Below are 14,112 nucleotides of genomic sequence, written 5' to 3'. Positions count from 1 at the left end.
GTGCAGCCGACGGAACCGACGGGGGCGGACGCCACCGTGCCCTATTTCTTTCTCAGTTACGCGCACGTCCCCCGGGACGGCTCCGACGAGACCGACCCGGACTTATGGGTGCACCGTCTCTTCCGCGATCTGTGCGTGCACATCCGGAACATGACCACGGTGCCCGCGGGCTCGGCCGGGTTCATGGACCGGACCATGCGCGCGGGGCAGATCTGGAGCCAGGAACTCGCGGAGTCGCTGACCACCTGCCGGGTGTTCGTCCCGCTGTACTCCCCGCGCTACTTCATCAGCCCCTGGTGCGGCAGGGAGTGGACCGTTTTCGGCCAGCGGCCGGCCCGGTACCTGAGACCGGACCAGCTGCGGGACCGGAGCCCGGTGTCGGACCTGCGCGGTCGGCCCACCGCCGTCGTCCCCGCCGTGTGGGCTCCCGTCCCCGAGCACCGGATGCCCGAGTGCGTGAAGGACGTGCAGTACTACGGGCCCGAACACACCGAACGCTACAAGCGGTTCGGGCTGTACGGACTGGCCAAGCTGAGCTCGTTCCGCAGCGACTACCAGAAGGCGGTGCTGCTCCTGGCCCAGCGGATCGTGGACGTGGGGGAGAGCGTCGTGGCCGAACGGGGCGATCCGGAGGCACTGGACCGCGCGCACGACGCCTTCGCGCCCCGCACGACGGCTCGTTCGGCGACCGGGCGCGGGCTGCGGATCAGCGTCGCGGCCGGCTCGCACGCGCGGCCGCCCGCAGGGCCCGGCCCCGACCGCTACGGTCCGACCCCCCTGGACTGGCGGCCGTTCCACCCCGCCCACCCCCATCCGGTCGGCAAGCTGGCGTCCGACATCGCGGCCCGCCTCGAATTCCGCCCCGACGTCATGGAGTTCGACCACGCGCGCGCCCCCGCCGACGGACCCGAGGTCCTGCTCCTCGACCACCGGTTGCTGCGCGACCCCGAACACCGCGCCCGGCTGGGCGAGTTCGACACCCGCGACCGGAGGGCGGCCGGGCTGGTCGTGCCGTGGAACGCTGCCGACTCCGACGACGCCGCCGAACACGAGGTGGCCGCGGAGGTGGAGGCCGTCCTGCCGGAGCGCACCCGCCGCCAGCGGCAGGCCCGCCACCCGGTGGTGATCGGCCCGGACCACAAGGCCCTCGGCGAACACCTGCCGCGTGTCATGCAGTGGGCCGCGACCGAGTACCTGAGACAGGCCACCCCGCGGACACCGCCGGGAGAGAGCATCCCGCGCTTCCGGCTCGGCGCCGGGGAGACGGCAACGCCAGCAGAGCAGCACACGGACCAGCAGACCGAGCCGCACGCCGACCACAACACCGATCAGCAGACCGATCCGCACACCGACCAGCACGGACACTGCCGGGACGCCGGGGAGGAAGACCGCCTTGAGCCTTGAGGAGCAGGACGGCCGCGCAGGCCGTATCGTGACGTTCTACTCGTACAAGGGCGGCACCGGGCGGACCATGGCCCTCGCCAACACCGCCTGGATCCTGGCCGCCAACGGCAAACGCGTCCTCGCCGTCGACTGGGACCTGGAGGCGCCCGGACTGCACCGCTTCTTCCATCCGTTCCTCGACCCGGCCACGGTCGGCGCCACCACCGGTGTCATCGACCTGCTCACCGAGTACGCCTGGGCGGCCACCGGCGACGGCGACGACGAGCCGCGCCCCGAGGACTGGCACCGCGAGTACGCCCGCATCCAGCGCCACGCGGTGTCCGTGGAGTGGCCGTTCCCCGAACCCGGCACCCTCGACCTGGTGTCCGCGGGCCGGCAGAACCGCGACTACTCGGCGATCGTCGCCACCTTCGACTGGGACAACTTCTACGACCGGCTCGGCGGTGGCCTGTTCTTCGACGCGCTGCGCGAGGACATGCGGCGCAACTACGACTACGTTCTCGTCGACAGCCGCACCGGACTCTCCGACATCGCCGACATCTGCACCGCCCATCTGCCCGACCTGCTCGTGGACTGCTTCACCCTCAGCGACCAGAGCATCGACGGCGCGGCCGCGGTCGCCCGCGACATCCACGACCGGTTCCGCAGCCGCCGGATCCGCATCCTGCCCGTCCCCATGCGAATCGACGAAGGTGAGAAGGAGAAGGCGGACGCCGGCCGTTCGCTCGCGCGAGCCAAGTTCGACGGGTTCCCCTCCGGGCTGACCGGAGACGAACTGGCCTCCTACTGGGGGTCGGTGGAAGTGCCGTACCGGCCCTATTACGCCTACGAGGAGACCCTGGCCACCTTCGGCGACGAGACCGGCAACCCGACCTCGCTGCTGTCCGCCTTCGAACGGCTCACCAGTGTCCTCAGCGACCAGGCCGTCACCGCACTGCCGCGGATGGACGAGGACGTGCGGCTCGGCATCAAGCGCCGGTTCACCCGCACCCGCTCCTCGCTCCCCGCCGACCTGCACCTGAGCTATGTCGCCGAGGACCGGATGTGGGCCGACTGGATCGGGGTGCTGCTGTCGCGCGCCGGGTTCCGGGTCATTCCCAGGTACGTCGGCTGCGAGGGCGACGGCGCCGAACGGCCCGCTGACCGTACCGTCGTCGTGATCTCCCCGGCCTACCAGCGGTCCGCGCGCGCCCGACAGGTGTGGGAGACGGCCACCGGCAACGACCCCACGGGGCGCCGGCAGGTCGTGGCGGTCCGGGTCGGCGACTTCCGGCCGGCGCCGACGTTCAGCGAGTGGGCCTCCGTCGACCTGGTGCGCACCAACGAGAAGAACGCGGCCTCCGCGCTGCTGCGGGCCCTCGGCAAACCGCCGCTGCCGGTCGAGCTCTCCGACGACACGATCACCCCCGACGCCCGCTTCCCCGACACCGTCCCCAGGATCTGGAACGCCTCCCCGCGCAACGCCTCCTTCACCGGCCGCAGCGCCCTGCTGGAACACATCCGCGACGACCTGGGCAGCAGCGGCTCCGGCACCTCCGCGGCGGCCTACGCACTCTACGGCCTCGGGGGCGTCGGAAAGACCCAGATCGCGCTCGAATACGTACACCGGTTCGCCGCCGACTACGACCTGGTGTGGTGGATCCCCTCCGAGCAGAACGAGCTCATCGTCTCCGCGCTGGCCGACCTGGCGCCGAAACTCGGGCTGCGGGTCGGTGACGACGCGGCACAGGCCGCACAGGAGGTACGGGACCATCTGCGCCAGTCCAGCCCGACCCTGCGCTGGCTGCTGGTCTTCGACAACGCCGACGAACCGCAGGAGGTCAGCCGGTACTTCCCCGGCGGCAGCGGCCACGTCCTGGTGACCTCCCGCAACCAGACCTGGCTGCAGTACGGGGCCGCCCTGGAGATCGACCCGTTCCTGCGCGAGGAGAGCATCGAGCATCTGCTGCGCCGGGCCGCCGACCTCACCCCCGACGCAGCCGACCGGGTCGCCGAGGCCGTCGGCGACCTGCCGCTGGCCCTGGAACAGGCGGGCGCCTGGCTCGCCGAGACCGGCACCCCCGTCGACGAGTACCTGGCGGAACTCGGCGAACAGGCCGAGCGCGTCCTGTCGTTCAGCCAGCCCGCCAACTACCCCGAGCCGGTCGGCGCCACCTGGAACGTCTCCATCGAACGCCTCAAGGAACGCTCCCCGGCCGCCGTACGACTGCTGCAGCTGTGCGCGTTCTTCGCCGCCGAACCGATCTCCATGAAACTCCTCTACGGCGACGAGATGATCCGCGTCCTGGCCGCCGAGGACCCCTCGCTCCAGGAGAAGATGGTCCTCGGCCGGGTGATCCGGGAGATCGGCCGGTTCGCGCTCGCCAAGGTGGACCGCTCCCCGGGCTCGATCCAGGTGCACCGGCTGGTACAGGCCGTGATCCGCTCCCAGCTGACCCCCGTGGAACAGCTGGAGGCCCAGCACGTCGTGCACCGCATCCTCGCCGGGGCCCGTCCCACCGGCGAGGAACCCATCGACGACCCGGAGAACCAGCCCACCTTCGCCGCCATCTGGCCGCATCTGGACGCCTCCGAGGCCAGCACGTGCGACGAACCCGAGACCCGCCAGCTCCTCCTCGACCGGGTGCGCTACCTCTGGAAGCGCGGCGACCTGAACGCCGCCCTCACCTTCGCCGGCGGCCTGCGCACCCTGTGGGAAGGGCAGTTGCGAACCAGCCGCGAACGCATCGAGGAACTCACCGAGGCCGGCGGCAAGCCGGCGAGCCGGCCGATGCCGTACGACGGCCGGCCGCCGCGCGCCCTCCCCGAGGAACGGCGCTACCTCACCAACCTCCAGATCCAGCTGCTGCATCTGCAGTTCCACATCGCCAACGTGCTGCGCTCCCTGGGCAAGTACGTGGAGGCGGCGGAACTGGGCTCGGACACCCTGTCCCGCCAGCGCTCGCTGCTCATCCCAGGGCACCCGCACATCCTCATGACCGCCAGCGGTCTGGCCACGGACCTCGGCAGCGTCGGCCGCTTCAACGACGCCCTGGAGATGGCCACCGAGGCCTACCAGGGCTTCAAGGAGAGCTTCGGCGAGGACCATCCGCGCACCCTCAGCGCGAACAACAACCGGGCCGTGTGCCTGCGGCTGCTCGGCCGCTTCAACGAGGCCCGCGACGTCGACCAGGAGATCTACGACCGCCGCCGCAACGACCTGGGCGCCCAGCACCCGCACACCCTGATCAGCATCACCAACCTGGGCCGCGACCTGCGCGAGACCGGCGAGTACGACGCCTCGATCTCCCTGCTGCGCAGCAGCTACGAGTCGTACATGGACCTCTTCGGCGAGGTGTACCCGGAGACCCTGCGCAACGCGAAGAGCCTCGCCGTCTCGCTGCGCAAGGCCGGGGTCGTGGAGGAGGCACGGGCCCTGACCCTGCAGACCCGCGAGCACTACCGGCGGCGGGAGACCCCGACGACCACTCCGGACGTGCTGGACTGCACCCTCAACTACGCGACGGACCTGTACGCGACCGGCGCCCGGGAGGAGGCCCTCGCGCTGGCGCAGGACATCGTGCGGCAATACCGGATAGCACCCGGCGAACTGCATCCGGCGACGCTGGCGGCGGTGAACAACTGCGGGATCTTCCTACGCGGCTCCGGTGCCGCGGACCAGGCCCGTACGCTGCTGGAACGCAATCTCGCCGTCCTGCGCAAGGTGCTGGGCGACGGACACCCCTACACGCTGGCCTGCGCGGTGAACCTCGCCAACACGCTGGCGGAGCTGGACGAGCTGCGCCGGGCGGAGGAGCTGGAGCGGCTGGCCGTCGCCGGGTTCCAGGCGGCCCTCGGGTACAAGCATCCGGACACCGTCGTCTCGCGCGCCAACCTGTCGGTGACCCTGCGCGCCCTGCGCCGGATCCCGGAGGCGGACCAGTTGCAGGAGAGCACGCAGGCGGACCTGGAGCGGCTGCTGGGGGAGGAGCATCCGCACACCGTGACGGTACGGGAGGGCAAGCGGATCCACCGGGACCTGGAGCCGCCCCTGGTGTGAGACGGTCAGGCGCGGTCGGCGGCCAGCCGGCCGCGCCCGCCCAGCAGCCAGGTCACGATGTCCGGCAGCACCCGCAGGGACGCGAAGTGCGCGGCCCGCGGGTGCAGTACGGCCCTGCCGCCGGGGATGCGTTCGGCCAGCCACCTGGTGTGGCTGACCGGTGCGAACACGTCCTGTTCGCCGTGCCAGAGCAGCACCGGCACGGAGATGTCGGCGAGCGAGAAACCCCAGGGCGTGCAGAAGGACAGCGCGTCATCGACCCAGCCGTCGGCGGACACGCTCAGCGCCTCACGGTAGTTGCGCAGCAGCATGGTCCGGATGCCGGCGTCGGCGACCACCCGCAGGTCCGACTCGGTCAGCTCCCACCGCAGTTGGGTGAGCAGCTTGCGCGGGTCGGTACGGATGGCGACGGACCGCTTGCGGAGGCTGGCGGCGAGCTGGTCGGGGCCGGCGAGTGCCTGGAGGTACTCGTGGACGTTGGAGGCGGCCATCCCGGCGAACCAGTCCAGTCCGTCGGCGTCGCGCGGGGCGAGGCTCACCAGTACCGCGACCCGGGTCACCCGGTCCGGCAGCAGCGCCGCGCAGGCCAGCGCGTGCGGGCCGCCGCCGGAGCGGCCGACCACGGCGAAGCGTTCGATGCCGAGGGCGTCCGCGATGGCGGCGACGTCCGCGGACACATGGGCGACCTGACGGCCGGCCAGCCGGTCGGACCGGCCGTAGCCGGGACGGTCGTAGGTGATCAGGCGGACCCGCTGGTGGTACAGCAGCATCGGCCGGGGCGCGGGGCCGAGCCGGCTGCCGGGTGTGCCGTGCAGCAGGAAGACCGGCGAGCCCTGGGGATCGCCGGCCATCTCCACTTCTAATCGCCGACCGTCCCCGCTGTACACCTCGGTCTGCATCCGCGGCCTCCTCGAAGCCCCCGTCAACTGCGGTATGCCCTGCCGTCGTGCAACGGCCATTCCCCATGGTGACCCAGATCATCCGGGTGTGCGGAGTTTTGGCGATATCACAGAGGCGGGGGCGGAGGAGAGGCCGCCGGGATGACGATCCGTCAGGAGCCGGTCACGTCGACGAAGATCGGGTTCGAGTAGAACCAGGTGTCCGCCCACGGGTCGCCGTTGCCCGGCTCGTGCGGGATCGGGCCGTGCGGGTCGATCGACGCGCCCAGGTAGCCCGCGCCGTTCCGCTTGCCGTCGCTGCCGCGCAGGCGGACGTAGAAGGACTCGTCGCCCGCGGTGATCGGGATGTGCAGCGTGTAGGTGCCCTTGCGGTCGCTGACATCCTTGGACTGGACGACCTTCGTGTCGGGCGCCCGCCAGGTGTCGCGGTCGGCGAGCGGGCCGCGCACCGCGCCCCGGATGACATCGACGTGCGCCAACTGGGGCAGGATTCCCTGGGCGTTGGCCCGGGACGCGGTCGTCACCGTCACGTACAGGGTGATCCGCTCGCCCTTGCGGACGCGCAGCCGGCCGCCGAGGGTGACACCGTTGCCGTGGTCGCAGTCCCGCTTCAGCCGGACGTCGAGGCCGTCGAGCAGGTGGCCGTGGTCCAGCCAGACCCGGCCCGCGCGCAGGCCCGCCATCACCGCACGGTAGCCGTAGCGGGTGACGCCGACGTGGGTGCGGCTGAACTCACCCGGCCAGAAGTCGCTGCCGGGCTGCGGGGTGTCGGTGTTGACCGGGTCGGGCAGCTTGCCGGTGTTGTCGAAGTTCTGCCCGGCCGGCCAGTCGCCGTTCTTCCAGGTGTCGAAGACCGTGCGGTGGTTGTCGGAGTTGGTGGTGATCGTGAACAGCCTGCCCTCGGACAGCATCGCGTCCCACAGGCCGCCGACCGTCGCCGTCGCCCAGTCGAAGCCGCCGTACGTCAGGTACGCGTCCGCCGGGTAGCCCGCCCAGGACTGCGCGGAGGGCTTGTTCTCGTACTCGCCGCGGATGGACGTGGCGCCGCGCCAGCCGGGGATCGCCGCACCCTGGGCGCCGGGTGCGCCCTCCATGCCGATCATGATCTCGGCGGCCTCGTCATTCCCGCCACCCCACCCTGCGTCCCGCCAGTTGCGCATCTCGTGCGGGGAGTCGATGCCGAGGCGCAGCGGGTGGTTGGCGAGGACGAGGACGTCGTCGACATAGCCGGTGCGGCGCTGCTCGGCCAGCCACTGGATGGCCTTGACGGCGTGGGCCTCGTTGCGGGCGGTGTTCGCGCCGTCCGCGGAGCCGTCGGTGTAGCCGAGCAGCTTGCCGTCGTAGGCCAGTTCGAACTGCGTGAGCAGATCGGTCTCGTTGGGGCCGGGCGCGGCGAAGACCGTGCAGTGCTCGGCGGCCGGGATGTACCACTCCAGGCCCTGGAAGATCAGCTGGCGCGGGTTCGCGGCGCGCGCCTTGAGGATCTCCGCGTGCTCCAGCTTCGCGCCGTAGTAGGCGTGTCCGAAGTTGGAGTGCTCGTTGAACACCATCCAGTCCAGGCCGTATTTCGCGGCGGCCTGGGCCTGCTGGGAGAACGTGTACTTGGCGTCGTGGCTGTACACGGAGTGGACGTGGTGGTCGCCGACCAGGTAGGCGAGGCGCGGGTCCTCGCCGCCCAGGCCGCGCTGCGCGGGCGCGGCGAACGCCGGGGTCGCCGCCGACCCGAGCGCGAACGCGGCGCCGAACAGGCCCGCACGGCGCAGGAGCTGACGTCTCGACACACCCTGGGCGTCGAGTTCGGCGGGGGCGACAGCGGGGTCGGCCCAGGTGGGGAGCTGCTGCTCGGTCATGAAAGTGGTGATCCTCGTGACGGGGGTCAGTGGGTCATGAAGGAGGAGACGGGCAGCGCCCGCGCGACGATCCGGACGTCGCCGAGGCGGCCGTGCAGGATCTGGTCGATCTTGTCCGCGTACTCGTAGCCGCCGAGCAGCCAGGGCTTCCCGGACGAGGCGATACCGATCGCGGGGGCGTGCGGGTTGCGGGCCACCGGGCAGCCCTGGACGTACATGACCGTGTGCCGGCCGTCGTTGACCACGGCCACGTGCCACCAGATCTCGGGGTCGGTCTCGTCACCCCAGTTGGTGGCCAGCTGCTGCTGGTTGAGCGGGTGCACCGCCCACTGCGGGCCGGGACCGTCGGAGAGGGAGAGGGTCGCGAGGGGCTCGTCGGGGTCGTCGGTCACCGTGCCGACCGAGCCGTTGCGGCCGGTGCGGCTGACCAGGCCGGACCAGGCGTTGTGCGAGGCGTCCCAGTCGGCGGGCAGCCGGTAGAACGCCTCGATGGTGTAACCGTCCTTGAAGGTCGCCGAGTTGAGCGGCGCGCCGTCGACGGTCTTCAGGTACGCGCCTTTCAGCGGGGACTTGTAACCCGTGAACTCCAGGCTGCCGTGCCCCGGTTGGTCCGGGTGGTGGTCCGCCGACCAGCCGAGGGTGCCGCCGCCCACCGAGACCACGGTGAGGTCGTTGCCGTTGCCGGACAGGTCGCGGACCGTGCCGGAGACCGCCGAGTCGAACCGCCAGTAGGCGGCCGTGCCCCGGACCAGCAGCTGTGAGGCGGGCCGCGCCGGGCGGGCCGGTACCGGGGCGAAGCCGGCGAAGCGGTCCGCGAAGTCGATGTCGACGGAGAAGCGGTCCGCGTCGCCGCTGAGCTCCATCTCCTGCCGCTCCAGCTCGTTGAGGCCCTTCTTGGCCCGGCCGAGGATCCACGGCGAGACCGTCTCCACGTCGATGACGTCGCGGTCCAGGTCGAAGTGGTAGAGGCGGATCATCGCCGCGCCGCCGAAGTAGCGGTTCTGGTAGTTCGTCAGATGCAGGTGCACCTCGTTGCCGGCCGCGTTCTTGCGGGTGGCGCGGCGGGCCGGCCAGTAGTGGCCGTTCAGGGTGAGGAAGATCTGGTCGTGCTCGTCGATCAGCTGGTCCCAGAGCTGCTGCCCGTACGACGACAACTCGTCGTCGTCCACGACCAGTTCATGCGTGGTGAGGATGACGGGCGCCTTCGGGTGCCGGGCGATGACGTCCTTCGCCCAGGCGTACCCCTTCGCCGACAGCCGCCAGTCCAGGGCCAGCACGAGCCACTCCCGCCCGGCCGCCCGGAACAGGTGGTAGGTGTTGTAGCCGTCCGAGGAGGCGCCGCCGAACGTCGGATTGCCCTGGAAGCGCTGCGGCCCGAAGGCGTCCAGGTACGGCGTCGAGCCGCGCTGGTCGTCCGTGGACGACCTGATGTCGTGGTTGCCGGCCAGCACGCTGTAGCCGACCCCGTGCCGGTCGAGGATCCCGAACGCCTTGCTGATCGCGGCGAACTCCTCCTCGGCGCCGTTCTGGGTGAGGTCGCCGAGGTGGGACAGGAAGACGATGTTCTCGTCGGACTCGCCGCCCTGCTCCAGGAGATAGCGCAGCGAGGCCTCGATCGGCGCCGGGTTGATGCTCGGCCCGTCGAAGAGGTACTGGGTGTCGGGCATCACCGCGAGGGTGAAGCGCCGGCTCTCCGGGTCGGGCCGCCGGCCGGACCCGGAGGACGACGCCTCGGCGACGGCCGGCAGGGCCACCCCCGCGGTGGCGGCGGCGCCCAGCAGCGCGGTGGCCCTGAGGAAGTTGCGTCTTCCGGCTCCGGCCTGCGCGGCCTCGCCCTGAGGGTGGTCATGCGAAGTACACACGTGTGCTCCGTGAGTGTGCAGAAGGGGCAGCGAAGGGCGTGGGGGGATCTCAGAGGACGCGCAGGGTCCAGCTCCAGCGGTGGATGCCCGGTGCGACGAGGTAGGAGGGGAAGGTGTCGGGACCGCACGAGGCCGTACCGAGACCCCGGTGTGCGGCGTCGAGGTGGACCACACAGCCGGCCCGCGGCACGAGTTCGTCGTGGTGCGTGACGGCGGTGAGGTCCTCGGCGCGGTAGCGGGTGACGGAGACCTGGCGGGGCTCGTCGAGCTCGACCGCGAGCCCGGTGGCGTCGGGCGCCGACAGCGTGAACCGCCGTACGCCGTGCCGGCCGCCGCTCTCCTGCGGCCGGAGATAGGGGGTGAACAACTCGTCCACGGGCAGGGAGTGGTGGCCGACCGGGGCTCCGGCGGCGCGGTCCGGGTACGACTCCCAGGGACCCTGACCGAACCACTCCAGCAGATCGAGCCCGGCCACCGTCTCGAAGACCGAGCCGACCCGGGCCACGTCGTGGAACTCCTGGGGGAGTTCGGCCGACTCGTCGACCCGCACCCCGCCCTCGACCGGCGTGAACTCCTGCCGGTGCCGTACCACCCCCACGGTGCCGGCGTACTCCGCGAGTACGGTCACCTGGTCGCCTTCCCGGCGCACGGAGACCACCTTGCGGACCAACCGGTCCAGGCCCCAGGCGCGCCAGCGCGGCGCGATCCCGCCCAGCTCGTCGTTGTCGGTGGGCGCCCGCCACAACGACAGCGTCGGACCGGCCGTCAGCAGCGGGTGCAGCAGCAGCCCCTCGCCGTCCACCTCGACGGCCGGTCCCACGGCAACCCGCTCACGCGGTGCGTCCGCCGCCCGGAGCCGGAGCTGCGGCGCGCAGACCTCCGTACCGGCCGGCGCCCACGCCTGGTCCTCGGCGACCGTCACCCGCAGCGTCAGCCACGCCTCCCCGCCGTCCGCGGGCACCGCGAACGGCAGTGGTACGGCCGCGGTCTCGCCGGGCCGCAGATCGGGCAGCTTCGCCGGGCCGGTCAGGGCACGGCCGTCGGCCAGCGCCAGCTCCCAGGTGCCCGTCAGCCAGTCCAGGCCGCGGAAGTGCTGGTGGTTGGCGAGCACGACGCCCTCGTGCCTGAAGCACCGGATGCGGACCGGCGCCGCGATCTCCCGGTGCTCGTACATCGCGGGCTTGGGGGTGCGGTCGGGGAAGACGATCCCGTCCGCGACGAACGCCCCGTCGTGCAGGGCCTCGCCGAAGTCGCCGCCGTACGCCCAGCGGTGGCCGGGCGCGGCGACACCGTTGTCATACAGTCCGGCGCCTGTGCGCCCGACCGGTCTTCCGTCGCTCACCCGCTGGAGAATTCCGTGGTCCCAGAACTCCCAGATGAACCCGCCCTGAAGCCCCGGAGTGGACTCGATGGCGGCCCAGTGGTCGGCCAGCGTGCCGTTGCTGTTGCCCATGGCGTGGGAGTACTCGCACTGGATCAGCGGCTTGGTCTGCTCCCCGGACAGCGCGTGTGCCACACAGTCCTCCAGCGCCGCGTACATCGGGCAGGCGATGTCGGAGGCCACGTCCGGGTCCGCCCAGCCGAGCTTGGCGGCCCCCTCGTACTGGATCGGCCGGGTCGGGTCGTGCCGCCGCACCCAGCCCGCCGCCGCGTCGTGGTTCGCCCCGTAGTCGGACTCGTTGCCCAGCGACCAGATGATGATCGAGGGATGGTTCTTGTCCCGCAGCACCATCCGTGAGACACGGTCCACGAAGGAGTTCAGGTAGCGCGGGTCGTCGGCGATCTCGTGCGCGTGGTCGTGGGACTCGATGTCCGCCTCGTCGACGACGTAGAAGCCCAGTTCGTCCGCGAGGTCGTAGAGCGTCGGATCGTTCGGGTAGTGCGAGGTGCGGATCGCGTTGAACCCGAACCGCTTCAGCACCACCAGGTCCGCGTGCATGTCGTCGTACGACACCGTCCGCCCGGTCAGGGGGTGGAAGTCGTGCCGGTTCACACCGCGGATGAAGACGCGTTCGCCGTTGACCAGCAGGTCTCGGCCGACGATCTCGACGTCGCGGAAGCCGACGCGGTGGTGCGACGCGTCGGCGACCGTGCCGTCCGCGCGGTGCAGCCGGACGGTCAGCCCGTACAGCTCGGGCTCCTCCGCGTTCCAGGTGCGCACCTCGGGCACGACGGCATGGATACGGGCCTCGCCGAGGAAGTCGGACACCCGGTCGTCCTCGGTGTTGAGGCGGTCGAACTCGGCGTCCTGCGCGAGGGGTTCGCCGTCCAGGTCACCGGTGACGTACCAGCCCCCGGGCAGCGCCCGGTCGCCCGCCGCGTTCCGCACCAGACAGTCCACCCGCAACTCGCCGTCCAGGCGCGCCCGTACGGTCACGTCCGCGAGATACAGCGGATCCGTGGCGTACAGCAGCACGGAACGGGTGATCCCGCCGTGCCACCACTGGTCCTGGTCCTCGATGTGCGTCGCGTCCGACCACTTGACGACGGTCAGCCGCAGGACCGATCGCTCGCCGGGACGCACGACTTCCGTCAGGTCGAACTCGGCCGCCAGGTGGGAGTCCTTGGAGACGCCCACCGGCCGCCCGTCGACGTGCACGAGGAGCACGCTCTCCGCCGCGCCGACCTGGAGCACGATGCGCCGCCCGGCCCACTCGGCGGGGACGTCGAGTTCACGCTCGTAGACCCCCGTCGGATTGACGGCCGGCACCTTCGGAGGGAACTCCCGGAACGGCATGGTGACGTTCGTGTACTGCGGCAGGTCGTCCGTGTCCTGCACGGTCCAGGCACCCGGGACGTACGCCGTGGACCAGGAGCCGCCGACCGGCGCGTCCGGAGCGGGCAGCAACTGGAAGCGCCAGTCGCCGTCCAGGGGGAGTCCTCCGGTGCGCCGGTCGACGGCGTTCATGGGGAGCCGCCCCCAGGAGGTCACTTCGGGTGCCTCCCAGGGACGGAGGGCGATCAGGGGGTCGGTGGGAAGTTCGTCGGTCATGACCATTCCGAAGTCGGTGTGGTGGGGCTTGGCAGGACCCGTCCTGCCAGGCCCCAGGCGGGGTCGACGGGGATGCCGAGCCGGTCCAGGACGGTGGGGGCGATGTCGACGAGACGGGGGGTGTCGAGCAGGGTGCCTGCGACGGGCGCGCCGGGCTCGGCCAGGATCACGAAGACCTCGCGTTCGGCGCGGGTGTCGCCGCCGTGGCCGCCGGCGTCCAGGTGACCGTGGTCGGTGGTGACCAGTACGGTCCACCGCTCGCCGGAGCCCCGGGCGTCGATCGCCGCCAGCAGCCGCCCGAGGTGGGTGTCCTGGGCGAGGAGGGCGTGGTCGTAGGCGGGGGAGAGGGGGCCGGTGGCGTGGCCGGCCTCGTCGGTGGCGCCGAAGTACACGAACACCAGGTCCGGGTCGTGTTCGGTGAGCCAGCGGACGGCGGTGCGGGCGACGAGATCGTCCGCGGTCGCGTAGCCGTCGCTCTCGCCGTCGTAGTGGACGCGCCGGCCGATGCCGGGGCCCAGGGTGCCGCGGTGGACCAGCTCCGGCCAGGACACCGCGGCCGCGGTCCGCAGACCGGGGCGGGCGGCGGACGCGCGGCTGAGGAAGTCGGGGTAGCGGGTGTAGTCGGCGCCGGCGAAGTCGTTGCCGGTCACCCTGTGCCGGTCGGGCCACACCCCGGTCAGCACGCTCGACCAGCCGGGCCCGGAATCGGTGTAGGCCATGCTGGTCGACGGCCCGTCCGCGGCCTGGCCGTCCGCCTCGCCGTACGGCAGCAGGCTGGTGCCGTGGGCGCCCGTGGCCATCAGGCCGTGCAGAACCGGCGCGTGGGCAGGCGAGCGAAGCGAGATGGGGGTCTCCCCGGCCGGAGGCTGGGGGAGGACCAGCCGGTCGTGGCGCAGTCCGTCCATGCCCACCACGAGTACTTTGCCGTGCGCGGTGCCGTCCCGGCCGGGGGGCACGGCACGGCGCCGGGCGAACGGCAGGCGGGCGGAGGGTCCCGCACCCTCCGCTGCCCGCGTCCGCCCGGCGTCGGCGTCCGTCACCGGATCCCTCCTCTGTCTCACACGTG

The 14,112-nt window shown here is 71.7% G+C and carries 7 protein-coding genes; 2 read left to right on the top strand and 5 right to left on the bottom strand.

All coding sequences use genetic code 11. The features are described from left to right. Positions 1–36 precede the first annotated feature (36 nt). Positions 37–1,404 (top strand): TIR-like protein FxsC, encoded by a 1,368-nt coding sequence (locus tag ACIRR9_RS21875; RefSeq protein ID WP_403754220.1) that lies wholly within the window; start codon positions 37–39, stop codon positions 1,402–1,404. Continuing rightward, positions 1,394–5,443, top strand: coding sequence for an FxSxx-COOH system tetratricopeptide repeat protein (gene fxsT, locus ACIRR9_RS21870; protein ID WP_403754217.1), 4,050 nt, complete (start codon positions 1,394–1,396; stop codon positions 5,441–5,443). The genes ACIRR9_RS21875 and fxsT overlap by 11 nt, the downstream gene beginning before the upstream one ends. A 5-nt stretch (positions 5,444–5,448) precedes the next feature. Here fxsT and ACIRR9_RS21865 read toward each other — a convergent pair whose 3' ends face one another. The 5 genes from ACIRR9_RS21865 to ACIRR9_RS21845 all read right to left on the bottom strand — a co-directional run bounded on the left by ACIRR9_RS21865 (position 5,449) and on the right by ACIRR9_RS21845 (position 13,951). Further along, positions 5,449–6,342, bottom strand: coding sequence for an alpha/beta fold hydrolase (locus ACIRR9_RS21865; RefSeq protein WP_403754214.1), 894 nt, complete (start codon positions 6,340–6,342; stop codon positions 5,449–5,451). A gap of 152 nt (positions 6,343–6,494) precedes the next feature. After that, complete coding sequence (locus ACIRR9_RS21860) at positions 6,495–8,192, bottom strand: PHP domain-containing protein (RefSeq protein ID WP_403754212.1); 1,698 nt, start codon at positions 8,190–8,192, stop codon at positions 6,495–6,497. A 26-nt stretch (positions 8,193–8,218) separates the two neighbouring features. Beyond that, positions 8,219–10,054 carry a LamG-like jellyroll fold domain-containing protein gene (locus ACIRR9_RS21855; RefSeq protein ID WP_403754209.1) on the bottom strand — a complete coding sequence of 612 codons (1,836 nt, stop codon included), beginning with the start codon at positions 10,052–10,054 and terminating at the stop codon, positions 8,219–8,221. A 49-nt stretch (positions 10,055–10,103) separates the two neighbouring features. Then, complete coding sequence (locus tag ACIRR9_RS21850) at positions 10,104–13,046, bottom strand: glycoside hydrolase family 2 TIM barrel-domain containing protein (RefSeq protein ID WP_403754206.1); 2,943 nt, start codon at positions 13,044–13,046, stop codon at positions 10,104–10,106. Continuing rightward, the gene (locus ACIRR9_RS21845) at positions 13,043–13,951 is read right to left on the bottom strand and encodes an alkaline phosphatase family protein (RefSeq protein WP_403754437.1); all 909 of its coding nucleotides are present in this window, start codon (positions 13,949–13,951) and stop codon (positions 13,043–13,045) included. Before ACIRR9_RS21845 ends, ACIRR9_RS21850 begins: the two co-directional genes overlap by 4 nt. Positions 13,952–14,112 lie beyond the last annotated feature (161 nt).

This window comes from Streptomyces sp. NPDC101234, assembly GCF_044767525.1.
Lineage (GTDB): Bacteria > Actinomycetota > Actinomycetes > Streptomycetales > Streptomycetaceae > Streptomyces > Streptomyces sasae.
This window is presented reverse-complemented; position numbering and strand designations above follow the sequence as displayed.

Coding starts and splice junctions, on each gene's coding strand:
- ACIRR9_RS21865 (WP_403754214.1), bottom strand. CDS start 6,342: ATGCAGACCGAGGTGTACAGCGGGGACGGTCGGCGATTAGAAGTGGAG.
- ACIRR9_RS21860 (WP_403754212.1), bottom strand. CDS start 8,192: ATGACCGAGCAGCAGCTCCCCACCTGGGCCGACCCCGCTGTCGCCCCC.
- ACIRR9_RS21850 (WP_403754206.1), bottom strand. CDS start 13,046: ATGACCGACGAACTTCCCACCGACCCCCTGATCGCCCTCCGTCCCTGG.
- ACIRR9_RS21845 (WP_403754437.1), bottom strand. CDS start 13,951: ATGGACGGACTGCGCCACGACCGGCTGGTCCTCCCCCAGCCTCCGGCC.